Raw genomic sequence first — 25991 nt, forward strand, 5'->3', positions numbered from 1 at the left:
TAAAAACTCGATTTTTGAACTGGGTTTAGTTTGGTGTTGTCTTTTTTCCTGACTCATTGACCTGTTCCTTAAAGTAAATTTCCAATTCTCATGAATCAGGGGCTTGACATCTTACCGCTGGACTTTAACTCTTCGTTTGAAATTTTCTATATACAACAAATGCAATGATCAAGATTGCAACCACACCAACACCTGCATAAATGAACAAGTTATCTTTCTTTGGGGCACTTTCCTGACCGATTGCCCCTGTCGCCACATCTTGATCGGCATCAGCCGGAAGCTGTTTCATGAAGCTTGCCACCTCATCGAAGCTGTAAGCGGTATTGGATTGCAGGTTGTTATAACTCGACAAGCTTTTTGAATCTATATTTTCCGGGGCTACCGGTTTACTGGTAAAGATAACTTGTTCGATCGCTTCGTCGACAAGCAGAATTACGGGAATTCTGACATTGGGGATTCCGCCGATCATGTATACCTCATTACTCGGGGTTTCGGCAGGCGAAATCTTATTCAAATGATCCATGTTATATTCAAAATAGTTGATATGCATCGGATAAGTCTTCACTCCCGCAACTTCCCAATTTCCCTCGTTTATTTCCGCATACTCAATTTGCTCGGGCGTTAATAACGGTTTGACATCGTCCGTCGCTTTTTTAACTCTGCTGATATTGACCATTATTGTGGACGAGTCGACGTAGATTGGAAGTTCCCACATATATTCGGCCGTTTCTAAACGGCGCTTGAGTTCTTCCTTCGTGTTCTCTATGCGAAACACATCCAAATCTACATATATTTTGACCGCATCGTCAAAATGAATATCGGATTGCGTTATTTCACGGTTTACATTGCTATCAGGTACCACCGAGTTGACAAACTGTACAATGTCATCCGCAAGATTTACAATCTGCTCTTGATCTTTCGAGTCTTTCAATTTTTCCCGGTTCACATTTTCCCCTCCAAAGGCAAAAGTAGCGCCATTCAAAGAAGAGCAGAGAAAGATGGCCATAAAAAGCGCCGCCATTAACTTTTTCATATCATGCACCCTCCCTTATTTAAGATAGATCGATTTTGTATACTTTCCTGTCCCGCTGGCGAGTGTCGTCCCCTTTACTAAGGCATCGTATTTATAATATTGATTGGAAATATCCTCCCATGGATCGACAGCATAGACTTTGCTATCCGTCGTATCATATCCTGCGGAAACCACCACATGCGCACCGCCGCTATTCCAATCGATCCACATCACCGAAGGATTGGCAGAATCAATTTGACTTTGAATTGTGGCGAATGAAAGAGGCGACGAACTGTCGGTAACCGTTACTTTATTTCCGCCGACCAGCTTGATGCCATTTTTTATGTTGGAGACCGTGCCCCCGACATTGGGATAATCTTTTCCTTTTTCCTGGAGAACAACATCCCATTGCGTTTTTGTCGTCGAACTATTTTTGTATTTCCCTACCATTTCGCTTGCGGCGGCCCAACACCAATTTGTTTTCGCTTGTTGTATTCTTGTGAGCGAAAGCGTCTTCGATGCGGCGGAAACGCCGGCAGAACCAACGAATAATGTGAAGCTCGTAACAAATACAGCACATAAATACATGAGATGCTTCGATTTCAATTTCCTCATCATTCTTCCCTCCATAATCAATGTTTTACAAACTCAAAAACAAGCCGCTACTACGAATTAATGTCCCACCTCCTGTTCGACAACAGTTTTATCTTTTCAAGTGGTTCTTGCTGTCCAAATCGGGTTGCCGAGATCCGCACCAATACACTTTGGGCTTCATGAGCGAATCTCTACTACCATAACGATCTATCCCAAGCAAACATGACAAAAAATGTATAAGGTTCTTTTTTAATAGAAAAATCCATTAATGGAAAAAGGGAAATTATCATAAACATAAGGCGTTTTATATATGAAGAGAAAAAATCTGATCCAATCAAGGTGTTGGAGGTACATATGGAGCAATGGCTCACTTTCTTACGCAGCAATTTCCATTACCTGGACAACGCATCTCAAGAATTGATTTATCATTCATTCCGGGAATTGATCTATCATGACATTTATTTTTTGTTCAGGGATCATGGATTGGCCGAGGATGTCGTACAGGAATCTTTCTTAAAAGCAATTGAAAAAGCGCCTGGATTGGAAAATACAACAAATATGAAGGCATGGCTGAAGAGGGTGGCCCGGAATACCGCATTTGACATGTTGAAAAAAAATAAAAAATACCGGCATGTTTCCGATCTGGAACTCGTTAAAGAAGATGAGTTCTTCTACCCGACCGAGCAATTGGCTGTGGCCGATCAAGTCGAACGGCAAATTCGTGACGAAACGCTTCACGATGCCCTTAATCAGTTGAATATAAAGTACCGAATTGTGTTGTTTCTCTTTTATATCGAGGAAAAATCATGTAAGGAAATTGCGGAGGAATTGCAAGTCTCAGAGCAAGCTATAGCCCAAATTCTGACAAGGGCGCGTAAGAAATTATTATATTACTTCTCGAGGAAATGGGTTGATCGAAATGAATAATGTAGAACAAGATGATCGCAAACTGAAAGAAATGCTGAAACATAACCACGCCAGTGTAGAAATCCCCAAAGGAAAGGAATCCTGGCTGCAAGTACAAGCCAAGTTAAAGAAAAGAAGTCGCCGTAAAATGTGGCTGCGACGAATAAAAATAAGTACGGCTGTGATCGCTTGTTCTTTTGTTTTTAGTTTTTTTCTAAATTACAGTTTTCCTTCCGTTTATGCCACAATGGCCACATTATTCAAAAAGGTTCAGGGGGAACTGATAGAAATATTCCATGAGGACCCGGAACAGGATTCTACACGTGCCAAAACTTTGCCTCCTGAGGAAGAACTGGATCTTTCCGACATTCATCCGGGCAGCAGCTTGCCTTTGGAGAAAACCGGCTTGGAAGATGCAAGAAATAAACTGGCTTTCACACTGCTGATTCCATCCTATATACCGGAAAAATTCAATCTAGACGCCGTATTTATTACAAAAGAAACAAGCGGCATGTATAATGATGTCTATTTAGAGTACATCGATCATCAAACAGGCGAGTTATTAAAAATCAGCCAACGAAAAATCGAAGGGAAAACGGGAGCGATAAAAACCGACATCAATCACAGTTCCGGGGACTTTTTTGACGTTTACGTAGGAGAATACCCTGCCATAGTATTCGTAGCTCATCAAGGCAGCATGGCAAGTTTGGAATGGTTGGCCAAAGACCGAATCAAAGTTTATATATCCGGCCCGATCACGAAAGAAGACGTGATCAAGATTGGTCGATCTTTAAAGTAAAACGGACAAGGGGATTCCTTGTCCGTTTTTGCATTAATCCGGAATTAACAAGGATGAGGAGTATCGTGTGCCTTCTTCCTTGGTACTGCCGTAGCTGATCCAGTGGATTGCCTTCACCCGATAATAGTAGCCGCTCGTGACCGACAGATTATCAATCGTCTTATTAATACGGGAAGAATCGCTCAGTTCCGCCTTTTCTCCTTTAAACACATCAATCCATTCTTTTCCTGTCCAACGCTGTAAAATCAGTTGCACCCCGACTTTATCAACTCGACGAGTTGCAATGGTTTCGCCCCATATGCTTGCCTTTCCCTTTCCGTTATAACTGACATAGGAAGAACCGTTTTCCAGATAATCGAAATTGGGATCAAATTGAGTCAATGGAGATACGATTTCCGGCGGCGGACCCGTTTGTGCCGCCATAGCTTGTCCAGGCATGGCTAGAGCAAGCGCTAACAAGGTCATGATTGCAGCTTTAAAACAAAATGGTCTCATTATTCATTCCTCCTTAAAATTTGAACTGTATAGTAAACGTCTTATCCTCAAAAAAATTGACGCTTACTTGCAAGTAATTTCCACTTCTCCTCTATTTTTCATCTCCTTATTCTTACCGCACTACTATCAAAAGGGGCGGGAGAATTGTGCTCCCGCCCCGAAAATGATAGCTTCTAAAAAGTCAAAATTGCCCCTCGACCGGGACTGTTAAGCTTTGTACTCCATTCCTGTAATTTCCGCATATTGTTCCGCTGTAATCTCGCCAAAGGGATTGCTCTCCGTGATGACCGCGCCTTTCAACCCTTGCGCATCGATCCATTTCATATCGAACGCCAATTTCCAGAAGCTCATGCCGTTCGCCCTCCTTTGATTTCGATCATTTCAATCTTTGCCTTCGTCAGTTCCTTCCCGAGACCGTCGATGACGGCCTGCTGCCGCATGTTCCGAAGCTTCATCAGGGCCAGTTCTTGGCCCAGGAGATCGGTTGGCGAAGTCGGCTGCGGCCGATTGCGCAATTCGTCGATTTCCTCGGCGGTCAGCCCCTCGTTCCAAAGCGACGTCAGATCGATCGGGCTCGACTCCCGCTCCTCCGCTGTTTGCCCCGCAGCCTTCCATGCTTCGATATCGAAGCGCGGCTTGTACAACCCGGGCGGAACAGGCACGGCTACGGTGTAGCCGATATGGCTCGGATCAACCTCCTCCGGACCTTCGGGCGACTTCCCTCCGTTTTTTTCCTGCTCCGCCACTTCCTCAACAGGTCCGTCGTAGATAGGAAAAACGCCTGACACCGCATCGGCGACAAGCGTTACGTCCGTCATATATCCGTGTAGGTCGGTTATGATTGCTTCTTTCATGTTGCACCTCCTAGTTTTCGGCGAGGAATGGGGGAATAGCACTTAAATCCACAAAACCATTTAATCCACTCCACACTCTTAATCCTCCGCTCCTTATTATTTCAACAGCGCCTGTGATTGTATTAGACCCTTTAGACGTAAAAATAGGTACATTAATAGTTGCCTTTACTCTATATCCCTCTGGAAGAATAAAAACAGGATCATAGCCGATTTTACCGTCTTTAATAGTTCCCGTTATGTGCACAAATCCCAATTCGTCTTTAAAATATGCAATCGGAGCAGTCGTGCCGCCGAAATTAACCCATCCATTAAGCAACGTCGGGGCGATCCATTGCGGCGGCGCTGGGTACTTATCAGCTTTGGCCGATTCTAGGACGCCAACCCGTTCCGCTAGCTGCGCTTCTCGATCAACAAGCCGATCAACAACGTTTTTCAACGTCGTCCCGTAAGAGCCGGCGATCTGCGGTATCGACGCAAATGGTCTGAATGCGATATAGTCAACAGTATATACGGCGGTTGGATCGTAGTTAGAGTTATTGATATAGCCTCGCTCGTTTCCATAACCAAGAATCGCCTCAATGAACCATTTTTGAGTATCTATATTTGAGTCTTTATAAATGTTCAATATTTTTTTCGCTTTGTACTTAAATCGCGTGCTTTCCCAACCCTCCACGACATTGTTTATAAACCAAGCGTTCCCGGGAGGATGAAACAACGGATTCGCCTTCTCCCGCAAGATCATCCCGCAGCCGACTTCGATTTGATTCTGCCCTTCAAGCAATGTAACCTCGCCTACGGATTGGACTTCTTCCATGATGGGCGTTGCGAGTTGGTATCGAAGCTTATAAGGTTGCCATTTTGAATTTATAGGTGCTTGTGTAGTTGGTACATTGGTTACAGCAGGTCCCCAAAGCACATCAACGAGTCTATACACCCATCCTTTACCTAAACCATCTGTCCGATTATATATATTGGATGCGTCGGCGTTAGAGGTGTCATACATCTTCCACCCATAAAAATACGCTTTGATTTCGTCCGAAGTTGGTGTATAGTCGTCTCCCCATCCACTGTCAGCATTGGAAACGGAAATATATAAACCATCCGATGAATCGTGATCAAGTTGATCTACACCTTGACCATAGCCTAACAACGTTCCATCATATTTTGTAGCCTTAAACCATTTGGATAAATCTGTGTTAGGAATAAACGATAGCCCTCTAATGTCAATTCTCAACAATTTATTCCCCGGTGATAGTCCCCATTGTAATTTCCAGTCCAGCGCCCCATCCAAATCCAATGCCTTAAACTGCGCCCGCTTATAAAACCGTCCGTCCTGCTCATATATTTCATCATAAAGTGTTCCATCACCATTTGAGCATAGTGTGACGTTGGGAAATACAAGTAATGAGTCTTCACTCGGTACAAACGGGAGGGGCTGATAACCTACATTTAATATTGGGTTGCTAAATTTAACTGTACCAGTAGATTCCCTGTCGATACCTAGTACACCATGCATATAACTGGCATTTACTGGGGGGGTGGTCACCAACACTTCCCTTCCACTTTCTGTGAAAAACATTTCTTGATTTGGAACAATTAATTCATCATATTTATCGTAGTATAATATTTGTAAATATGCACCTTTTCCACCTAATAATCCCGATATTTCAATTCCAGAAGAGATTGTATAATTACAATTACCGACTATAATTTTAGGTGATTTAAAATAATAATAATAATTATCAATAGAGTCCCTTGTGATTTTAGCTTGATGTGAATCAATAATTTTATACTTGACATCAAATGCTGTAAAACCTTCCCACTCCGAAAACGGCGGCAATAAGTTCTCCCCATATCGTTGGATATACGGGTTTTGGACGTGGCACATTCCTTTAATATATGGGTAATTTTTATCTACATATGCCTGTCCATCTTTATCTGAAAGCGAATTAATATATGCTTTTTCCTCAGAGGTTATCCTGTAAATTCTCAAACTATCAATGTTTACATATTGACCTTCTTCTGAAGAGGCAATTCGAATGCCTACCCGGCTATTTTGAGGGATATTGTCAACAACGGCATATAACGTACCATCTTCCCCTGTTTTTAAAGTCCTGCCTAATATCACCCCAGCGTTTAATAACATATGTGCTGATTGGCTAGTGGAAACTTTTACCTTCATTGCAATCAAGTGACTTCCGACCAGGGTACTAGTATTTCCCATATTTAATTGGGCCCCGGCTGTCGTACTTGTTTGGCTAGCTGTAGCCCTAATTGAATAAGTCCCCTCATTTTTCCATGTATTATCAAGACTAAGATTTACTTGATATTGCGACCAAGAAGGACTTATACTTTCGCAATCTCCACCTGATATAATATTCAAAAACGTCCGCCCCCGCAGGCTCTGCATGCGGAACGGCGATTTCCTCGGTGCCGTCACCACCTGCATACCGTGGGTTAGCGTGAGCTCTGCCGACGGGGCGTCGGAGAGATCGGTTTCGACGGCGTCGATGCGAGATTCGTGGTTCGCGATGTGTGCCTCGTTGTCCGTAATGCGAGATTCGTTGTCCGTGATCCGAGTTTCGTGATCCACGATTCCCGCTTCGATCCGGTTCCAATCTTGCTCTGTGACCAGGTCGTCATATTTCCAATCTGTCTTTCCTGTGTATGACATGTTCATGTTACACCTCCTTGACGGTAATTAATTGCAGCAACAGCGTATCCGCCGCGATGGGGATACGGACCTCGTTCGAACTGATCGTAGTGCCGTCCGAGCTTTGAAGCTCGATATTGGTGACAGCATTCACCGAGCCGAAAGGAACCATATATTTCATCGATACGACATTATCCCTCACTTGCTTGATTTCAAAATCGGCAATTTCAAACGAGCCGCCGTTCAATACAACTTTATTGATCTGCCGATTCGTAAAACCGGCAATTTCGCTCAAAAAGCGCGTCGTTATCATTTTATCTCCACCTCCGGCCCCACCGTCGCGAAGGGCGTTGCGCCAAGACGCCATGACGTGGAAAGTTTCGTTTCCCGGGTCAGCGTTTGCATCGAGATCCGTTCCTCGAGAGCGAACGCATCTTCCAGCGCCGTCTCCTGCCGATAGACCATATTTGCCGGTTTCGTCGTCTTCACCGTATATTCGATTTCTTTAAATACGGAAGCGTCTGTTACGGCCGCGGTTACACTTACGACAAAACGCTGCACATCGATACTCGTCATCGCCCGCCCCGGGCCGACAAGAAAATCGAGGCGTTCCTGCAAATAACGGGCCGTAAACGGCGGCTTGGTGGAATAACGATTGATGATCCGTTTTTTCCGGAAATCCAGGCTTTCCGCCGACGGATCGGCTTGAATGTTCAGCATTTGCTCCCGGCGCTTTACAGCTCGCTCGCGCGACGTCATCACGAATTGATCGTCCAGCAATTGCTGCAGCGTCCGCTGCATCTCTTCCAATTCTATGCTTTCGGTCCCCGCAATCTCATGAAATTCCGTGACATCGTCGTAATACGCCGGCCAATATTGCGTAATTCTATTCATGGACGCCCACCCCCGCCAGCAACGGGATCTCTTCTTCGTCCAGCGTCATGTTGTCCGCGATCATGTCCAACTGCGTATCCCTTACATCTTCTACTCCGGGTACGGTTAAAATTCGGGCGTCAATTTGCGAGATGCGGACCGTCAATCTCGTTTGTTTCGCCCACTCCTTCCGCAATTCCAGAAAATAAGCGGCGATAACGGCTTCGATCTCCGCTTGCACTTGACCGGCAGTCATCCCCGCCGCCAGCGCGACCGTCGTATCTACGCGAATATTCGCCCCTTTCGCTCCCGCAATCGTCACTTGATGTCCGATCGGAGCGGTTCCCAAACCTTCGCCGCTATGGTCCGCCGGATCAACGATCGCTTGCACTTCGTCGATTAGCGCCTTGGCCGGGGGATCGTAATTGCTTGCGATCACGGTGCATTTCACCGTGCCGCCGCCTTGCCAAACGGGGAATACTTTTACGCCGCCGACGCCGGGAATGCGATTGATTCTCACGCTATAATCGGAAATATTGCCCCCGAAGGGCTGCTCGTTAATTGCCGACATAAACCGCTGCCGCAGCGATTCGTCGTCCTCTTCGTCTTCCCCGGGCATCAGAACGTCCGCCAGTTCGGCCCGAACCAACCCTCCGATATAGTCGATCGGCAGCATCGTCCCAAATTGCCGATTCCCCCCGCTGCCAGGCGTTTCGCAGTCCAGCGCAAATTGGCCGGACCCGAGACGGTCGACAACAATATAATTCAACTCCCCGATCGAAAAACGGCTGCCGATCGGAACGTCCAACGGTATCCCGCCATTGCCGTAAAACAGCCCTTTGCGCCGGGCTTTCGTAGCCGGTTGGCGGCTAATCCCGTGCTCCATCGTCCGGCGCTCCAAATATTCGCCGCTTGCCGTATCGGCAAAAGACAGGTTCGTATGGATGTCCAGATCCATATACATCTGAGCCAACTCCGCCGCCGCCGGCGCCAAAGCGTCGTAAATGACGCTGCCCTCCCGCTTGTCCAAGCCTGTCGGCACGCGGTCGAGCATTCGTTTCAGAATCGCGTCATACGTTTGCAGATCAACCATTCCTTCTCACCTCCTGCTCGAAGCTTCCGTAGATCGAAACAACTGTGAACGCGACGGTCGCGGCATCGCCGTCAAACCGGAACCGGAAATCGTCCACGTCCGTAATCCGCTCGTCCTGCAGCAAAGCTTCCCTGACGCGGCGTTTCAGTTCGGACTGCACGTACAACCGGTCTTTCCCCAGCAATCCGTTCCATTCGGTTCCGTAGTCTGTCGTGTAGATCAAATAGAGAAACCGTTCCGTTTGCAATATTTTGACAACGGCTTGGCGAATCGCATCCAGATCGTCGATCATGCCGGCGATCCGCTTATTTTTCCAATCGATTCTGTATGTTAAGCTCGGCTGCCGAACGATTTCCAATTCGTCGCCGGCATGGAGCGTCGCACCTTGCGGAACCGCCATCATGCCACCACCTTATCGAGAACGACGAATTGTTGTCCCCCTTGCACCCGCAGCAGCAGCACGCGATCGCCTGCCTGCAAACCTTCGCGCAGAACCAGCTTATTGCTAAGCGCCTTGCCTGTCGGTTTCGTGACGACGGAAGCGCCGTTATCGTCTTCAAATTCATGCGTATGACTTAGATCCGCTTCATGTCTCGTAAGCCGTTCCGGAACGATTAAAAACCCCTCTGTCAAAACAAACCTCTGGTCGACGTTCACTTCAAGCGGATCGGTTTGCGTCACCGTGCCGAACACGACCGATACCGGGTTGGATGCGTCCACCGCTCCGACTCCCGCTTTTTTGATCAAATCAATGAGCGCCATTATATCACCTTCAATTCCAAAGACATCGTATGCGCGGCATCGCCTATATTTTTATGAGTACATTCGTCCACGAGAAAATACTGGTTCAAACCCAATTCTTCAATGGCGATCGGGACGAAGCATCCGGCACGCACTCGAATATCGCCGAGCGCCTCGACGCTGAGCGTTCTCTGCTCCCTGTTCTTCAACTTCATCAGCGAAGCCAGTTCCTCGCGAATTTGCGCGGCATTTTTCTCCTCGTCGGCCGTTTTGTATAATTGCAGCAGCCCCCATCTCGCAATATTGCCGCTGTGCTGTTCGATATGAACTTCGCGTCTGCCTGTTTTTTTATTGTTCTGGACGATCTTGACCCGATTATAAGTGTCGTTGTCGATCGACCGCTTCTGGGTATAATCCGTCATCAGGCTGCGGTCGCCTACGAAAAAATCCACCGTCATCTCCTTGACGTTCCTTACCGTCAACTGTCCGAAATCGTCCAGCAGCACATACATTTCCCCTGTTGCGAACAACGTATAATCCAATGCTTTGCAAATGATGTCGATCAATTTTTTGTTATCCTCGATCATAGACAGCCGATGCTTCGTGTCCGCCATCGCCCCGGCCCTTAAGCCGAAATCGGCGGCGATTTTTGCCACGACTTGCGCGGCGGTCACATTCTCGAACACGTAAGTGTCGTTCGCCATCAGGTAGCGGATCTGATCGTAAGCCGTAATCTTTATATTCTCATCCTTGCCGCTGTCGATCGAGAAGACATATCCGTAAAATACGTCCCGTTCGCCTAAACGCACCTTCACGACATCGCCGTTCCCGCATTTGAAACGTTCATCCTTCAGCATGGTAAAATCCAGGCTGGACGCCTTGCCCCTTCGGCTCGTCTTCCAAGTGACATCCGATACGATGTCCGACACGTCCCATATTGTGCCGTCCCGGCTATCCATCAAAATTTGCAGCATCCCGCGCACCCCCTACGGCAATTTGACGACCATGCCGATCGGCAACTTAGTCAATTGGGAGTCTTTAATCCCGTTCAGCTTCTGAATTTCCTTGTACCGGGCGCCATTGCCGAGCAACTTCTGCGCCACTTTCCATAGGTTATCGCCTTTGACGAGCGTATAAGTCTTCGCCTTCGGCCGGTTGTCCGGTCTAGGCGGCTGCTGCGCGGATGCGGCTTGTTTCCCGCTTTCTTCGGCCTGCACTTCCATTTTTCGGGCGGCATAAGGGATATATTTCTTGAGCGTGATCGAATACTGGATGTCGCCGACGGCTCCGCCGGCCTCGTGCCAATCGAACCTTTCGATGCTTACCAGCTTGTTAATGTCGAACGTGGAGCCGGCGAATACGAATCGGACCGGTTGCTTGAGCGCCATCCACGTTTCGATTTTCGATAAATAAGAATAAGGATCCTGATGTTTCCCGACGACGAATGCATGGTTTGCGGCCGGAAAAATACTTTCGAAGCTGATCTCCGACAATCGCGGGCTTCCGATCACATTGATCTCGCCCAAACCCGCAACGTCGTAAGTTTTGCTGTTGCCGCTCTCCTTAATATCGATCGACCCGGGATTGACCGGAATTCGCATATAATCCTCTTCCAACTGGAGGGAAATAGAATACGTCATTACGCATACACCCCCTGGGCTGAAGAAGTGAATTGTTCCTCGAGCTTCGACTCGATTTTGGAGACGAGAATATCGATATCCGCTTCGCGATGCACATCGCCTGTCGTTACTTGTACGGTCGGCGTTAACGTAACGAAGTTTTGGATCGATTGCATCTCCGCCAATTCGCGCATCGTGACCAGATCTTCGCTCGCAATATCCACCGTATCGTTAATCGCGCCCACTCGGCCGACTTCGTCGACGCGGGGGATGTTGCGCGGCATGTCGTTTATGGGGGCATTCTTGCCTCCGTTCCATGGAGCGGTCATATCCACGTCGCCGCCGGTAAGCTTCCCTTTCATTTCGTCGAACTTCGCTTTAATATTTTCTACGGTAAAATTGTCTACATTATCTGCCACAGTATTAAAAGTATTTTGTATAGAATTCTGTACATTGACGCTGAATTCGCTAGTATCAATGCGTTTTAGCTCCAAATCGACATTGGCTTGAAGCCCGATAAATTCACCGACAACGTTAATGACCTTATTAATGCCTTTCAGAAAAGAATTGACGATATCGATAAATGTATTAACACCCTTCGTCCAAGTATCAATAATCCATCCGACAATTCCGCTTATAATTTCACCCATGCTGCGAAAATGATTGGCCACAATGTCGCGAACGGGCTTTACTGAAGCGATTAACATGGCCAATCCTGCGATCAGTCCGAAAATCGCCGCAATGATTAAACCGATGGGATTGGCCGTCATTGCGGCGTTCCAAGCCCATTGCGCGGCCGTAGCTACTAAAGTAACGGCTCTTACGATCCCTAAATAAAGAGCGTATCCCCCAAAGGCAGTCGCGATCGCCCATACAATCGGTTCGATATAAGGGAAGATGGAATTAAATATGTTGTAAAACCAAACCATACCGTCAACGACTCCCGCAATCCCCAAAGAGATCAAATAAAGTCCGTTGCTTAACAGGTCAAAAAATCCTTGGAACTGTCCGTTTGCAAACATCTCCGAAACGGTATCGATCACCGGCGCGAACGCTTGGATCGCGCCTTCTCCGGCCTGGGCGAACATCGTTTGGATATTGTTTTGCAGCGCCTCCAATTTGCGGGTTGGGGAGTCTAGCATACTGTCCAGCGCCGCTTGCCCCATATTGGCCGCCTCCAGCATTTGATCGAATGCGGCGATAAATCCTGACATGTCTCCGGATTTGGCCAGCTCTTCGATGTTGAATTGCTGAATCAACGATTCGGATACCCCGAAGCGCCCGGAGAGCGAGCCGACGTCGCCTTGTGCGGCCGCCTGAACGGCGGCAAAAGAACCGCCCAAGCCCCCGCCTTGGCTGTCAAACAAACTCAACTGGCGGGCGAAGCGGTTCAATTGGCTGGCCTGTGTCGCATCCCTCGTAACGGCTAAGTTATTGAGCGAACCGGCCAAATATTCTTTGGCATCAGCACCGGCCTGAAGCGCCTCTTGCCTGAAGCGATCGAACATCGCCACGCCGGCGTCGGCGTTTCCGAGCCGGAGGGCGAACTGCTCCTTGATCGCCTGATGCTCCCATGCGGCGCCGATGCTTGCTTGGGCCATGCTTTTGGCCGAATCGAACAAGCGTCCGGCCGTCTTCATTACGAATTGTTCGAACTGTTCCATCGAAGGCTTCGGTTTCTGCGTCGGCTTCGGCATCGGCTGCGCCGCCTTGTTCTGCTGAGCTGTCGCGGGCTGCGGAAGCGCCGGTACCGTCGGTACGCTCGACGGCGCAGGCAAGGCCGGTAGCATCGCCGACGATGCCGCGGCGGGTGGAAGCGCGAGCACCTTAGCAGGTTTCGGCACAGCCGGCAACATGCGGGACGACGGTGCGGGCAACGCCGGTACAGCCGGCAACATGCGAGGTGACGGTGCGGGCAACGCCGGCACCGCCCTGCCCATCGTGTGTACCATGCGCTCATACCGACCTTCCAGCGCTGTGAGCGAAATCGTCGTCTCCGTAATTTTGCGCTTGGTTGCCTCAAATCCGGCGATAGCGCCTGCGGTGAGCCCGAACGAGCCTCGCACGGCCGCCATCGCTCCCTTCATCTCGTAGAACTCCTCTGTCGTCGTTCGGACCGTTACATGAAGTGCCCGAAACATTCTCAACATGGAATCGTCGATATTCACGATCTCACCTCCTCTTTCGGTTGCCCGACTTTTTCATTTCCTTCTTTTCTTTCTCCACTCTCGTCACGATCATGGCAACGAGCGCGGCTTTGCGATGCCGCGGCAATTCGACGAACTCCCACGGCATCATATGAAACTCATGGAGGGCGTAGTAAGCCAGGTTCGCTTCGCTATCGCCCTCTTTAATTAGTTTTTTACTTCGTCAACGAGTTCTTCCATGTTTTTGTCAAAGCCGTTCAGCTGCTGGACCTTCTGCACGAGCGCCGTATACTCCCCGGGCAGCAGCATTTTCCGCAACAGCGTCTCGGCTCCCAGCACGCCGTACGATTTCTGCAAATCCGCATCCTTCAAATTCGGATACGTGACGCTGGCAACGGCCATTTTGGCCATATAATCGTTGAAATCGACTTCCGGCGTATACACTCCGTTTTTCCCTTTGACGCGTTTGGTCGCCGCCTTGCGGCACTCTTCATTCTCGGCTTCCGTCATGCTGCGCAACGTCCATGCGATCGGTTTGCCGTCTTTTCCTTGAAAACGTTCCGAAACGACAAACGGCTCCGTAATTTCCGCCGCCGCATTCTGGGCAAAAAACGCTTGCAAATCATTCATTTCGTCATACCTCCGTTATTTCGTTATCCTAATGCGGGGCGAACAAAGCTCGTATCGATTTCCACATCTTCGAACGTAAATTCGACTTCCTCTTCCAGCGCTTCCGACTCCGTATTGAGCGACGCCATCACGACGCTGTTCAGGTTGACGCCTTTAAGCGTCACTGTCTGCTTTCCGATGCTTGAGGCCGGATCCTCGTTAATAATTTGGATGTCAAAATACGTGTCGACGCCGTTCTTAATATATTCGAACATCATTTGGCGGAAACGCGTCGTGACATAGTAAATCGTCATATTGCCGGACCCGCTCCAGCCCGTCGCTTTATGCTGCGTCCCCCGGCGGCCGAGCGTCTTCACCTCGGCTTTTTCTTTTTCCACTTTCGCTTCGAGCGATTTAATATAGAACATCTCTTCCACTTCGTTGTTAACGGTTGCGTAAGCCCGTCCTTCTTGGCCGGAAATCGTATCTCTCGCTTTCAAAAACGCCATTTTATCTCACCTGCACCTTTGCGTAAATTTTTTCGATCGAATCGACCGGTTGCACGTATAACTCCACGTAAATGCTGTCGCCGTCGGCCCCCGGCAGAACGTTCACGTCCTTTTGGGAATCGAAATTTTGCAACGCATTCATGTCCTGATACATTTGAGCCTGATTGATGCATTCTTTGCGGAACAAATTGCGGCCGTCGTCGTTATTGTCCACTTTCCCGATATAAAACTGTTCGAAAATACGCTTATAGTCGTTTGCCAAACCGTCCATGACGCGGATGACGCGGTTTTTGGAGAACGGCTTGCCTTTGTCGGGCGCAAACGACGTAAACGAGTTGATATCCTGCTCGACGACCGCGCGTCCGTTCAACTGGGTGAAGACGAATTCCCCGTTCCGGAGCGCGGCTTCGATCTGCGAGTTGGTTAAACGCGGTTCGACGTCGACCGCATCTTCGTACGCTTGGTACGTCAGCGATTCATTGGCGTTCGCCCCCGCGGTCGCGCCTGCCACCCATGCCGTCGCTTGAGCGGCGGTCAGCGTAGTTCCGTCCGATAATACGACACCGTTTTTGACGCTAATGACGCCTTCATGATCGGCTGCCGGATCGTTCTCCACAACCAACTGCATCTTGCGGCCTTCGTCGTTGCGCTGGCGTTTCATAAACGATGCGTACAGCGATTTGAGCGAAGCATCCGTCGACACCAACGCCATCGTGTGAAAGTCGTATACTTCAATCGCCGATAAGTAATCGGCATGGTCCTGATTCGTCACGGTGCCGTTCGTTCCGCCTTCCAGCGCAATGCCGGCGCTTTCTTGAAGCGGACCCTCTCCGCTGAACGAGACCCATCCGTTTGTTGCAAGGCCCGCCACATCGGCGGCGGTTTGCGAATCTACTTCCTGTCCGTCCACGAACGTTTTCACATCGCATTTCGTATTGTCGTCCATGTTTTTCTGAACGGCGACGGAAATGTCATTGCCCCGCTCGCCGCCGTACAGTGCGGTTACGGTCATATTGTCGAGCGCAGCCGTCGCTTTCGTTCCCGCATTCAGCTTGTAGAGCAGCAGCGTTTTGGCCCGCTTCAGCGCCTCGCGCACGAGCAGCATTTGCGGTTCTGCGATGCCGTATCCGAACGTCGGCAATGTATCCGCTCCCGCCTGAAGCTCGATCACCCGCTTCTCCGGCCCCCATGAGAGCGGCAACGCCATCGTCACTACGCCCCGTTCGCCGATCGTTCCAAGCGCCTTCGGTGCGCTGTTTACATTGACGTACACGCCCGGCCGCACTTTATTTTGAGTTGTCCATGTGCCTCCTGCCATTTATAAAACCTCCGTTTTTAGAAATTGTTCCATCATTCGTTCGACCTGTCCGGTCGTATATTTCTCGCCGTCCTTCAATAATGCGTTAATCATATCTTTTTGCATGGTTGAAAATTGCTTGGACGCAAGAAATTGCTGCTTCGTGTAACTTGCTGCCTGTTCTGCCGTCGGTTTCGCTTCCGATTGTTTTTTAGCCATCTTTTACAGTTCCCTCCTGTTCGAGATGCCGCATCTTCGTCCCTTGCGCTTGCTCGCGCATAACGTGAAAACCGTAGTTCACCGAAAAATGCAGCACACCCTCCGCGATTTCGTATTTCATGTCGGATCCCCGGCACAACCCGCCGCCTGCCTCGATGAGCTCCAATCCTTCGCATAACCGCTCGCCTTTGCCGTGGAACTCGTCATTCGAGGCCTGCGTCGATTCGCCGGGAATGTAGCGGATAACGAATGAATGAGTCCGCTTGTATCGGCGCCCGAATATGCGCACCTGCGAAACGGATGCCAGCTCCACATGCAAACAGGGCCCCCTCGTTCCCTGCCCGCTCCCCTCGCTGTTCACCGGAACGTCCGGAAAGAGCCGCTCAAGCGCCGAAACGACGCCGATGCGCATATCGTTTACGGTTATCATGCGGAATTCACCTCCTTATCGTTTTCGCCTTTCACTTTATGGTGGCATTCGTAAGGGAACGCCTCGTAAGGCAAATCCGCCAAACAAAAAACCTCCTTCAACCATTCACGGTTTTACGGAGGTTTATCGCTCATAAACGGGGTTATTTTCGTTTTTTATCATTTTGCCGCCACGTCATAATTCTTTAGTTTTTTGCGGGCCGATTCCACGAACCATTGCACGCTTCCCTTCTTGATGCCGAGCAATAGGGCGGCTTCGGAAAAGGGCAAACGTTGGCCGACCACCATGCAATAACACTCCCGTTCCCTTTTCGTCAGGATGGACAGCGCCTTTTCCAGCTTGCCGCGATCCCGGTCGGACACGCTCGGGATCGATTCCGCGCGATCGGCCGAAGTACGAACGAGATATGTATGCAGCACAGCCGGATCAGTGGGACATTCCCGTTGATAGGCCGCCCTGCGCTCGATTCCGCGCCGGTTTCCGGGCCGCCGGCCTGTTCTTAGCCATTCCAGCACATATTCGCAATCGGATATCATGCCTCCGATCACCTCCCGCTCGGCCCGGTCCGTGTTCAGCGTACGCAGCGCCCGCAGCACCCTTTTCGTTTGTTTATACTTATCCACCATATCCTGCATCATGTCTACCCCCTCACAAATCTTTATCGAACAATCCGGCTTCCAGCTCGGTTTTCAAATTCCGCAATACGGCCGCAACCTTCATGTCGGCTTTGCCGCCCGCGATCTCCGCACATAATTGCAAATGTTCCGCCAGCTTGCGTTTATCTACTTCCTTTCCCATTCTTCTCCCTCCTCTCATCGCAAAAATAGCATTGACGATAAAATGTTTATCGTGTACAATACCACTGATAATTTAATTATCAACGGAAGAACAACGATTCGTTCGGAATCGGAAATCTGTACCCCGTTTATGTATTTCGATTATATTTGATAATATTTTTATCGTCAATATGGTTTTGATAATTTATTTATCATTTTAGTTTGGAGGAAACCCTCGATGAAGTTAGGCAAAATATTAGCAGAGCTGCGGAATGGCAAACATTTAACCCAGGATCAAATGGCGGATGTTCTCGGCGTCAAACGACCGCGATACAACGCATGGGAAAACGATATTTCCAAACCGGATATTGAGATGGTCCGGAAAATTGCCGAATATCATCATGTATCCGTCGATTTTTTGCTCGGCCGTGAGGAGCGCGAGCATCAAATTCCTGCGTGGGCGACATCGAAAGATAAGCGCGACTTCAAAAAAATGCTCGAGGAAGACGGAGAATTGATGTTTGACGGGGTTCCGATCACCGAACAGGATAAACAGCGCATTATGGATGTATTGACCGGGTTCTTCTGGGAGGCGAAGGCGATGAACAAACGCAAAAAAAAGCCCGTTAACAACGCAGGCGAAGATTAAGGGTGACCGCCCATGGATAGATTGATTTACAAATTAATGAGACGTTTCAAAACAAACGATCCTTTCATTATCGCCCAAGGCCTGAATATCCATATCCGCTACGCCGATCTCGGCAGCAGTACCCGCGGCATCTACTACAGGAAGCTGCGGCGCAGATGCATTTTCATCCATGACGGGCTGGACGAGCCGTGGCAGCGCTTCGTCTGCGCGCATGAACTCGGACATGATCGCTTGCATCCCGGCTTCAGCCGTTTTTGGCTGGACGAGCAATCGTTTTTCCATGTCGGCAAATACGAACGGCAAGCCAACAAATTCGCTGTTCGCCTGTTGACGGCAGGAGACCAGCTTGGGCTCGGCGAATCGCTCGGCGACCTTCTTCGCCGCAACGGCGTCCCGGAAGAAATGCAGAAATTTTACTTCTAAAAAAGGAAGCGAATGTCGCATATTGCGTACATCTCGCTTCCCGGCAAATCGTTAATTCAACATTCTACATTTCGCTCCATATCCGCTTCACATAGTCAAAGCCGAGCTTTGTTCCTTTGCGGCATTCTTCCATGCCTTCGAATTCAATCGATATATATCCGTCATATCCGGATGCTTTCACCGTCCGCAGCACTTGCGGAATGTCGATATCTCCATGCCCGACGATGGCTCCGCGCAGCCAATTGCCGCCGGAAGTCGGGAACCATCCTTCGCCCGGCGAACGATGGGCCGGCCGGTAATAGAAGTCTTTCACATGCACCATCGACGCGAGGCCGATATTGTTCGCTACGGCAATCGCCGGATTTTCATCCGCGCATAGGAAATTGCCGACGTCGAGCGTGGTGCGGAAGTTCGGACGGTTGACGGCGTTGACCAATGCCTGCACGCGGTCGCTATGTTGAACGAAATAGCCGTGATTTTCCACGCTCGTCGTAATGCCGAATCCGGCGGCGTAATCGGCGATCTCGCGGCACGCTTCCGCAAGCTTCGGCAACTCTTGCAGAAACCGGCCGATCGATAATTCGTCGGACGACGCGACGTCATGCCGCATTCGTTTGACGCCTAGCGCCGCGGCAACGTCGACCTCGCGCTTCACGCGCTCTACTTCCCGTTCGTAAGCCGCCGCGTCCAATCCCGCGAAATTGGCTCCGATCGCATAATTGGACAATTCGATTCCGCATGCTTCGGCTTGGTTGCGTATCGTATCGATTAATTCGGGATTTTCCTTAAGATCGAAGCCGAGCGGCACAATCTCCGCATGTTCCCCGCCGATTTCGGCAATATGGCCGATGACGTCCGGGAGCGTCATCTCGCCGGCTTGCATCGCTTGGTATAAGCTATACGTGCTGATCCCTAATTTCATAGCCGGATCTCGACTCCTTTCGCCGCCGATTCATATATGCCGCACAATATTTTCATGATTTCAACGCCGTCATGTACCGGACTGATCGGAGTTTGTCCGTTTAGGATACAGTCGATAAAATGATCGATCTCATTTTGAAAAGCCGCCTCAAATTGAAACTCTTTATAATCCGTCTGCGGCTTAATATTAAGGATCGTATCGTGTTTTTCGGTAACGATGATCGTTTCCGGGTCGATCTCGAAGCCGCCGCGATCGCCGAATAAGGCGACCGCCGTCCGGTCTTCTTTGGCATGCAGCGTAAAGCTAACGTCTACCAACAACGACGCTCCGCCTTCAAAACGGATCAAAGCGTTCGCCATATCCTCTACCGTATTCTGTTCCGCATCATAATCTGCCGCCTTATAGAAAGAGAGATGACGGACGTTCGACCGGTTGCCGAGCTTTCGGTACGTATTTCCGCTTACCGAGACCGGCTTGGGACGCCCCATCATATACCAGCACAAATCGATGACATGCACGCCGATATCGATCAAGGGACCGCCGCCCGAACGGTTCATATCGGCAAACCAGCCGCCCGGATTGCCGAGCCGCCGAATCGACGACGCTTTCGCAAAATAAATGTCGCCAAAGTCCCCTTGATCGACAAAGGCGCGAAGCATCTTCGCGTTCGGATCGTATCTCCTTACGAATCCGACCTGCAGCGTCTTTCCCGAAGCGTTTACCGCGTCTTGGATGCGCAGAGCCTCTTCTACCGTACGGCATAACGGCTTCTCCACGAGAACATGCTTACCCGCTTCCAGCGCGGCAATGCTAATGTCCGCATGGGAATTGTTCCAAGTGCATATGCTTACCGCATCGATATTCGGATCGGCCAGCAATTCGCGATAGTCGGTGTAGGTACGTTCGACGCCGTATTTCTCGGCCGCTTGTTTGGCTCTCTCTTCATTCAAATCGCATACTGCCGCAAGTTCCGCTTGTCGATTCTTAAAATAAGAGTTTAAATGCATCGAAGAAATAGATCCTGTCCCAATAACAGCAACTCGTACCGGATTCATCCGCCAATCTCTCCCTTGTCATTTTTTGATAGCGCATTACGCAATGGTAATATTCGCCATACCGCGAGCGGTTTCCTTCCATTTGAGCTTTTAATTTCGATCCGCGCTTGAGTATCTACGTATTCCTTAAGGGATTTAAATGCCTCCGTTTAATCTTGTTCTTCTCGTCTAGCGATTGAAGCCCCTCGCGGCGTTGCATGTTGCGTTTTCGACGCTCGTTTTTCCATTTACATTGCTTGTTGACCCTTCCCACTCAGGTAGTTAGCTCTTCCGGCTCAGGTAGTTAGCTCTTCCGGCTCAGGTAGTTAGCTCTTGTGGCTCAGGTAGTTAGCTCTTGTGGCTCAGATTATGTATCTCCGTTTTTTGCCTCCTGAGTGTGCTGCCTATATTTTAACCCGTTAAAATATAGGCACCTTGCTCAGAATGTCACTTGTGTAGATACCCCTCTTAAATTCTATGCCATCACTCCGTATAAAAATTTCAAATTTTTGCTTCATTTAACTTGATTTACGAACACTTGTTCTATATAATAAAAGTATAAAATATCCATTTGGGTGATCTTATTGTTGGAACTCGCGCAATTTATGAAACAGTTCGATAATGACGAAGCTTGCCGTTCCTTTTTGTTCGATATGCGTTGGTCTGGGAGTTTCTTCTGCCCTAGATGCGACAGCAATCGCTATTCCTATATTAAGACGCGACAGTTATACGAGTGCCTGGATTGCCGCGCACAAATTTCCGTCACCGCCGGAACCGTCATGCATGGAACGAAATTGCCTCTTTCTTATTGGATCTTCACCTTTTGTTGGGTTGCGTCCGAAGAACCTTGCACCGCAAGCCGGCTTGCTGCGACGCTCAAGCTGAACTACCGGAGCGCCAGTCGAATGCTGCGCGCCGTTCGGCTAGCCATGAAGAGTTGCAACGGTTTTCATCCTTTATCGCATATAAAACAACCGAAAGAATCCCTCCAAACCGAACCGGAACCTATTGTCGAATGCGCGACGAAAATAACGCTGCGCAAAGCGCAGCAATTCATCCGTTTCGTATATCGGGGCGTAAGTTCTGAATATTTGCAATATTATGTCGATGAGTACTACTTTCGGCGAACCCGTCCAACGCTTTTTAAGCAAGCAGTATCCAACTTGTTGAACGCAGCACTGCGCACCTTACCAGGATGATGCATTACCGAAGGAACGTACCATCCCTTTGATAAAAATGGGTACCGAGAAATGCGGCAAATCGTTCGAAGCATTCCATCAGGCTTGCTTGCATGGACTCGTTAACGGATATCCCCTCTTCCCACCACCAGTTCTGGATCGAGAACGGGTCATTTTTTCGCTGTTTCGCCGGTTCGAAGCGAGCTACAATCTTGTCATCGTATAGGACAGGAAGTACATAGTAGCCATATTTTCTTTCCGCTACAGGCTTATAGACCTCCCATCGATATTCGAAATCGAACAACTCTTTAATTAACCCCCGATCCCATAACATATTATCGAGCGGAGCCAATATGCTCGACCGTACCTTCGACGGAACGTAGGATAAGGCTTTATGCAAGACATCCAAGTCCTCGCTTCGTATATAAAGCGGGAACTGCAAACCTTCTACATGGACTTCCGTCAATTTTTCCTTTTCGATCAATCTTCTAAAAGCTTCGTTTCGTTGGGCGCTTTTCATGCCTCTAATACCGAGCCAAGCGTCGCTTGGTTTATTCCACAGCAGCCCCACGCTGCCGATCCGACGATACACATACCATTCATAATATTGTTCGTCTGTTTCAAAGGGATCAGGCATAGCATGCAATTGCTCTGGGATGAGACGTTCCGTCAAGTCGTAATATTTGCGGGTGTCTTCTTTATGATGAATAGCAAGTAGACCGGCATGATACATCCCTTCCAACGCTGCGCGCGACAGTCTTGTAGGCCCCCAAGCCCAATCGACTTTTTCGCTGTAATCGAGATCGCCGGAGCTTAAATGCCCCCGTTGTTCGATTGCCGCGTACACCCGATCTACAACATCCTGATGCGCATTGCACCAAGCCTGATAGCCGTTCCTGCATCTTAGGAAATACGGCCAGTCCTCTAACGGAAAAATCGACATATTCTTATCCCAATAATCGATAAGCTTACGTTCCTTATACAGCAGATCCCAAAGCATGCTCCGGTCGAAATCTTTCACCCTAGACTGCAATACAAGCTCCGGATTCATGCCAACTACATTCAACGGATCGAACTGTATGCATCCGGCACGACGGATATATGCCATGACCCCGTCTTTTCCAATGTAATCAAATTCGCCGTACAAACCGTGATAGTACACTAAAAATTTTCTAGCTTCGCGTTTGGTAAGTGTAATTGCAGCCATACCTTGACCTCCATAAGCTCAAGATTCGACATCGGTGTATGCCGTTTGTCTAAAATATACAGATCGGGCAGGCTGATTTCAAGCCTTTCGCCGTGGAATTTAGGACTTACCGACTGATCCTAGCATCCAATAGGTAATCTTTCAGACATGATGGTTGCTAATGTTGTACAAAATACAATATTTTAGAGGAAAAGGGGGTAGCATTGAGCGCTACGTTGTACAATGTACACATAAATGTATGTTCAAGGCCGAAATGGCCCGCTTCAGTACTAATATGTTGTATAGGGTACAATATAGACATCATTACGGTATGGACAGGAGACGAAATGTTGTATTTTATACAACATGCCCCCGCCGGTCGTCCACCCGCGATGAGCGTCAAATTGATGTCGAAGCGGTTGCGCAGAACTTCTCTTTCCGACGTATTCCCGCGCCGCATTCTATCTTCCCCAGTCGGGTTGACACGGCATGAAACTGACTGTACAATAAAAATGTTTCATTAGAAACAATAATTATTGATTTATTTATCGTTAACCATTTTTTATAGGTTGTATTATTATTTCTATTGAAACAATAAACCAAAAAAGGAGGTTGTTTCTTTATAACACTTCAGACTATTTTTCTTGAAAAATTCATAAACACGGAAATGGAGCATGTTTGATATGGAGATCGTGAATCCGAAGACATTAACGGATAAAGTAACGTCCGTCATTTCCCATGTGGTGGTGACAACAGCCTCCAAACTGGCCTTTATTTCAGGTCAGGTCGCGGTGAATGAAACAGGAGCATTGGTCGGTCAAGGCGACCTTTATGCCCAAGCGATTCAAACGTTTACTAATCTGAAACACGCGTTGGAGGCCGTAAGAGCCGATCCGTTATGCATCGCGAAGATGAATATTTATGTGGTCAATCATATGCCGGAATTCGTTCCGATCGTTTTCGATGCCGGTTATCAGGTGTTTGGTGAAAAATGGCCGAAGACGACAAGTACTTATATCGGTGTTCAATCGCTAGCCGAGCCCGAATGGCTCATCGAAATAGACGCTATTGCAATTTTCCCATAACCATTATGAAAAGAGGACATTTACATGAACTATGAAGTTATTCTCATCGGCGGTGGACCCGTGGGCATGATGTTGGCCGGAGAGTTGGCGTTAGCCGGCGTAAAGGTCTGCGTTGTTGAACGCTTAAAAGAAACAACTCCGTATTCCCGTGCGCTTACTGTACATCCTCGTACGCTTGAAATATTGGACATGCGTGGACTGAAAGGCAACCTCATGAGCAAAGGTCGTCCGTTGTCAAGAGGTCACTTTGCTGGATTGGATACGCCTTTGAATTTCTCGGTACTCGATTCATCTTCCAATTACACGCTTTTTCTACCCCAAAGCGAGACGGAAAAAGTGTTGGAGGAATGGGCGCTTAATCAAGGCGTGATGGTGCTTAGAGGATTTGAGGCGGTATCTGTAAACCAGGATAAACATGGAGTTGACGTTGAAATTGAAGGACCTGATGGAAAATCGATTCTAAGAGCCTTATATGTGGTAGGCACAGATGGAGCAAGAAGCATGGTTAGGAAACATGCCCATATCTCGTTTGAAGGTTCGGATGCCACATTTACAGCCATTCTGGGAGATGCGGTTTTGTCCGATTTGCCTCCTATGAGCGTCATTTCCCGAATTACGGAAAATGGCTTGGTTAGCATTATGCCGATCAACGAGCAAATCTACCGGGTGTTGATGATTGATTTGGAGCGGAGACACATCTCGAAAGATGAAGCGTTGACGTTGGAGGAGTTTCGTTCGTCGATTATTCGCACGGCAGGAAGCGATTTAGGTTTGCGCGATGTGAAATGGATGTCCCGCTTTGGGAATGCGACGCGCCAAGCCGGGCGTTATCGCAACGGTCGATTGTTTTTGGCCGGAGATTCGGCGCATATCCATTTCCCGGCCGGCGGACAAGGAATGAACGTTGGCTTGCAAGAGGCGATAAATTTAGGCTGGAAGCTGGCAGGCGCCATCAAAGGCTGGGCTCCAGGCTGGTTACTGGATAGTTATCATGACGAACGTTTCCCATGGAATACGGCGTTGCTTCGAAATACCCAGGTTCAAACCATGCTGATGGACGTAACTCCCCCCGTCATGGAACTCCGTGATATGCTGTCCCATCTGATTCGAATACCCGAGGCGAATATTCAACTTGCTGAGCAAATCTCCGCATTGGATGTACATTATGCTGCAGACGCCGAATCTCCCTCCCATCCGTTAAACGGGAAACGTTTCAAAGATTTAAGCCTGAAACTAGGCGAAGGGCGAATAATCAACGCCTATCAGCTTCTGCGTCAAGGTGAATTTGTACTTTTGCATTTAAATGCGAATGAAGAGAATGCCGATTCATGGGAAACGGATGGCCCGCTTCAGGTGGTGCACGCCTCTTTGGGTCAATCCGAACCGGATTGGATCGACGTCCACACGGCACTAATTCGACCGGATGGCCATGTTGCTTGGGCGGTATCCCTATCGGATTCGGATCCAATGCAAACAATAAAAGAAGGAATTGCCCGCTGGTGCGGAGGTCCTGCAAGTTGAGACCGGCATGGACGTACTTGTCTCTCCTTTCCAACTCGAGGCATAAAACCAAGGATGCTCAAACAAAAATTTTTTCTAATTAATTTGCTTGAAAGGTAGGAATGTAAGTGATTGAAATGCGAGCCTCCGGCTCGCGGGATGGAGGTTGATGTTGACGCGCGGCCTGGTCGGGTACATACGGAGAAGTGTGCACGGCCGGTCGTCCCCACGCGCGCGGGTTCTCTTCCCACACAACCGCCAATAAGAAAAACGCCTGACGGCGTCCTTTAAGTTCGTGCATCTCCGTTCATACGTACCAAAGTAAGCTGGGGTATGGGGATCTTCTTCCCCTGTCCCCAGTCTACTTTTTCACATCATTTATCCTGTA

At 48.8% G+C, this 25991-nt stretch carries 32 protein-coding genes; 7 read left to right on the forward strand and 25 right to left on the reverse strand.

The annotated features are described in order from the left end of the window. Window positions 1-124 precede the first annotated feature (124 nt). Together LQ229_RS24615 and LQ229_RS24620 are read right to left on the reverse strand one after the other, a co-directional pair. On the reverse strand, window positions 125-1033 hold the full coding sequence (locus tag LQ229_RS24615; protein WP_230193188.1) for a hypothetical protein: 909 nt from the start codon (window positions 1031-1033) through the stop codon (window positions 125-127). Window positions 1034-1048: 15 nt separating this feature from the next. Next, window positions 1049-1627 carry a C39 family peptidase gene (locus LQ229_RS24620; protein ID WP_230193189.1) on the reverse strand — a complete coding sequence of 193 codons (579 nt, stop codon included), beginning with the start codon at window positions 1625-1627 and terminating at the stop codon, window positions 1049-1051. A 333-nt stretch (window positions 1628-1960) separates the two neighbouring features. On the opposite strand from LQ229_RS24620, the gene LQ229_RS24625 reads away from it, so the two are divergent. Beyond that, window positions 1961-2533: a sigma-70 family RNA polymerase sigma factor gene (locus LQ229_RS24625; protein WP_230193190.1), complete on the forward strand. Its 573-nt coding sequence runs from the start codon at window positions 1961-1963 to the stop codon at window positions 2531-2533. Further along, window positions 2526-3311 (forward strand): DUF4367 domain-containing protein, encoded by a 786-nt coding sequence (locus LQ229_RS24630; protein WP_230193191.1) that lies wholly within the window; start codon window positions 2526-2528, stop codon window positions 3309-3311. The genes LQ229_RS24625 and LQ229_RS24630 overlap by 8 nt, the downstream gene beginning before the upstream one ends. A gap of 33 nt (window positions 3312-3344) precedes the next feature. Here LQ229_RS24630 and LQ229_RS24635 read toward each other — a convergent pair whose 3' ends face one another. The 20 genes from LQ229_RS24635 to LQ229_RS24725 form a co-directional block, all read right to left on the reverse strand. Next, window positions 3345-3806 (reverse strand): hypothetical protein, encoded by a 462-nt coding sequence (locus tag LQ229_RS24635; protein ID WP_230193192.1) that lies wholly within the window; start codon window positions 3804-3806, stop codon window positions 3345-3347. A gap of 207 nt (window positions 3807-4013) precedes the next feature. Beyond that, window positions 4014-4157, reverse strand: coding sequence for an XkdX family protein (locus tag LQ229_RS24640; RefSeq protein WP_216540951.1), 144 nt, complete (start codon window positions 4155-4157; stop codon window positions 4014-4016). Then, window positions 4154-4660: a hypothetical protein gene (locus LQ229_RS24645; protein WP_230193193.1), complete on the reverse strand. Its 507-nt coding sequence runs from the start codon at window positions 4658-4660 to the stop codon at window positions 4154-4156. Before LQ229_RS24645 ends, LQ229_RS24640 begins: the two co-directional genes overlap by 4 nt. Before the next feature lie 10 nt (window positions 4661-4670). Next, a complete protein-coding gene (locus LQ229_RS24650; protein ID WP_230193194.1) occupies window positions 4671-7340 on the reverse strand; it encodes a hypothetical protein in 2670 nt (889 codons plus the stop codon). Between the two features lies 1 nt (window position 7341). Next, window positions 7342-7626 carry a ketopantoate hydroxymethyltransferase gene (locus LQ229_RS24655; RefSeq protein WP_230193195.1) on the reverse strand — a complete coding sequence of 95 codons (285 nt, stop codon included), beginning with the start codon at window positions 7624-7626 and terminating at the stop codon, window positions 7342-7344. Beyond that, window positions 7623-8207: a putative phage tail protein gene (locus LQ229_RS24660; protein WP_216540945.1), complete on the reverse strand. Its 585-nt coding sequence runs from the start codon at window positions 8205-8207 to the stop codon at window positions 7623-7625. The genes LQ229_RS24655 and LQ229_RS24660 overlap by 4 nt, the downstream gene beginning before the upstream one ends. Further along, complete coding sequence (locus LQ229_RS24665; protein WP_216540944.1) at window positions 8200-9279, reverse strand: baseplate J/gp47 family protein; 1080 nt, start codon at window positions 9277-9279, stop codon at window positions 8200-8202. Before LQ229_RS24665 ends, LQ229_RS24660 begins: the two co-directional genes overlap by 8 nt. After that, entirely contained in the window at window positions 9272-9679 is a 408-nt protein-coding gene (locus tag LQ229_RS24670; RefSeq protein ID WP_216540961.1) for a DUF2634 domain-containing protein, read from the reverse strand. Before LQ229_RS24670 ends, LQ229_RS24665 begins: the two co-directional genes overlap by 8 nt. Then, complete coding sequence (locus LQ229_RS24675; protein WP_216540943.1) at window positions 9679-10041, reverse strand: DUF2577 domain-containing protein; 363 nt, start codon at window positions 10039-10041, stop codon at window positions 9679-9681. The genes LQ229_RS24670 and LQ229_RS24675 overlap by 1 nt, the downstream gene beginning before the upstream one ends. Beyond that, complete coding sequence (locus tag LQ229_RS24680; RefSeq protein WP_230193196.1) at window positions 10041-10994, reverse strand: hypothetical protein; 954 nt, start codon at window positions 10992-10994, stop codon at window positions 10041-10043. The genes LQ229_RS24675 and LQ229_RS24680 overlap by 1 nt, the downstream gene beginning before the upstream one ends. 12 nt (window positions 10995-11006) lie before the next feature. After that, window positions 11007-11660, reverse strand: a complete 654-nt coding sequence (locus LQ229_RS24685; RefSeq protein ID WP_216540941.1) for a LysM peptidoglycan-binding domain-containing protein — start codon at window positions 11658-11660, stop codon at window positions 11007-11009. After that, window positions 11660-13807 carry a hypothetical protein gene (locus LQ229_RS24690; protein ID WP_216540940.1) on the reverse strand — a complete coding sequence of 716 codons (2148 nt, stop codon included), beginning with the start codon at window positions 13805-13807 and terminating at the stop codon, window positions 11660-11662. Before LQ229_RS24690 ends, LQ229_RS24685 begins: the two co-directional genes overlap by 1 nt. Window positions 13808-13811: 4 nt before the next feature. Further along, window positions 13812-13937, reverse strand: a complete 126-nt coding sequence (locus tag LQ229_RS27200) for a hypothetical protein (RefSeq protein ID WP_290370074.1) — start codon at window positions 13935-13937, stop codon at window positions 13812-13814. A gap of 56 nt (window positions 13938-13993) precedes the next feature. Continuing rightward, window positions 13994-14416, reverse strand: coding sequence for a phage portal protein (locus LQ229_RS24695; protein WP_216540939.1), 423 nt, complete (start codon window positions 14414-14416; stop codon window positions 13994-13996). Between the two features lie 23 nt (window positions 14417-14439). Further along, window positions 14440-14904: a phage tail tube protein gene (locus LQ229_RS24700; RefSeq protein WP_216540938.1), complete on the reverse strand. Its 465-nt coding sequence runs from the start codon at window positions 14902-14904 to the stop codon at window positions 14440-14442. Between the two features lies 1 nt (window position 14905). Then, window positions 14906-16222, reverse strand: a complete 1317-nt coding sequence (locus LQ229_RS24705) for a phage tail sheath family protein (RefSeq protein WP_230193197.1) — start codon at window positions 16220-16222, stop codon at window positions 14906-14908. Next, window positions 16223-16420: a hypothetical protein gene (locus LQ229_RS24710; protein ID WP_216540935.1), complete on the reverse strand. Its 198-nt coding sequence runs from the start codon at window positions 16418-16420 to the stop codon at window positions 16223-16225. It lies immediately after the preceding gene. Further along, the gene (locus LQ229_RS24715) at window positions 16413-16850 is read right to left on the reverse strand and encodes a DUF6838 family protein (protein WP_230193198.1); all 438 of its coding nucleotides are present in this window, start codon (window positions 16848-16850) and stop codon (window positions 16413-16415) included. Before LQ229_RS24715 ends, LQ229_RS24710 begins: the two co-directional genes overlap by 8 nt. A 158-nt stretch (window positions 16851-17008) precedes the next feature. Then, on the reverse strand, window positions 17009-17485 hold the full coding sequence (locus LQ229_RS24720) for a sigma factor-like helix-turn-helix DNA-binding protein (protein ID WP_216540960.1): 477 nt from the start codon (window positions 17483-17485) through the stop codon (window positions 17009-17011). Between the two features lie 13 nt (window positions 17486-17498). After that, window positions 17499-17648 (reverse strand): hypothetical protein, encoded by a 150-nt coding sequence (locus LQ229_RS24725; RefSeq protein ID WP_216540932.1) that lies wholly within the window; start codon window positions 17646-17648, stop codon window positions 17499-17501. 216 nt (window positions 17649-17864) lie between these two features. Here LQ229_RS24725 and LQ229_RS24730 point away from each other — a divergent pair, with 216 nt between their 5' ends. Together LQ229_RS24730 and LQ229_RS24735 are read left to right on the forward strand one after the other, a co-directional pair. Further along, window positions 17865-18275 carry a helix-turn-helix transcriptional regulator gene (locus LQ229_RS24730; RefSeq protein WP_216540931.1) on the forward strand — a complete coding sequence of 137 codons (411 nt, stop codon included), beginning with the start codon at window positions 17865-17867 and terminating at the stop codon, window positions 18273-18275. A 12-nt stretch (window positions 18276-18287) separates the two neighbouring features. Then, window positions 18288-18698: an ImmA/IrrE family metallo-endopeptidase gene (locus LQ229_RS24735; protein WP_230193199.1), complete on the forward strand. Its 411-nt coding sequence runs from the start codon at window positions 18288-18290 to the stop codon at window positions 18696-18698. Between the two features lie 64 nt (window positions 18699-18762). Here LQ229_RS24735 and LQ229_RS24740 read toward each other — a convergent pair whose 3' ends face one another. Together LQ229_RS24740 and LQ229_RS24745 are read right to left on the reverse strand one after the other, a co-directional pair. Further along, entirely contained in the window at window positions 18763-19620 is an 858-nt protein-coding gene (locus LQ229_RS24740; RefSeq protein ID WP_230193200.1) for a sugar phosphate isomerase/epimerase family protein, read from the reverse strand. Next, entirely contained in the window at window positions 19617-20675 is a 1059-nt protein-coding gene (locus LQ229_RS24745; protein ID WP_230193201.1) for a Gfo/Idh/MocA family oxidoreductase, read from the reverse strand. The genes LQ229_RS24740 and LQ229_RS24745 overlap by 4 nt, the downstream gene beginning before the upstream one ends. A gap of 554 nt (window positions 20676-21229) precedes the next feature. Here LQ229_RS24745 and LQ229_RS24750 point away from each other — a divergent pair. After that, window positions 21230-21853, forward strand: a complete 624-nt coding sequence (locus LQ229_RS24750) for a transposase (protein WP_230193202.1) — start codon at window positions 21230-21232, stop codon at window positions 21851-21853. A gap of 4 nt (window positions 21854-21857) precedes the next feature. Here the strand turns inward: LQ229_RS24750 and LQ229_RS24755 are convergent, their stop codons facing one another. Continuing rightward, window positions 21858-23039, reverse strand: coding sequence for a crosslink repair DNA glycosylase YcaQ family protein (locus LQ229_RS24755; RefSeq protein WP_216540924.1), 1182 nt, complete (start codon window positions 23037-23039; stop codon window positions 21858-21860). Between the two features lie 653 nt (window positions 23040-23692). On the opposite strand from LQ229_RS24755, the gene LQ229_RS24760 reads away from it, so the two are divergent. Both LQ229_RS24760 and LQ229_RS24765 read left to right on the forward strand, forming a co-directional pair. Continuing rightward, a complete protein-coding gene (locus LQ229_RS24760) occupies window positions 23693-24103 on the forward strand; it encodes a RidA family protein (RefSeq protein ID WP_230193203.1) in 411 nt (136 codons plus the stop codon). 24 nt (window positions 24104-24127) lie between these two features. Further along, window positions 24128-25624, forward strand: coding sequence for a monooxygenase (locus LQ229_RS24765; RefSeq protein ID WP_216540922.1), 1497 nt, complete (start codon window positions 24128-24130; stop codon window positions 25622-25624). The last annotated feature ends 367 nt before the right edge of the window (window positions 25625-25991 follow it).

Origin of the sequence: Paenibacillus sp. CECT 9249, assembly GCF_918697855.1 — a bacterium.
In the GTDB taxonomy this organism is placed as follows: Bacteria; Bacillota; Bacilli; order Paenibacillales; family Paenibacillaceae; genus MSJ-34.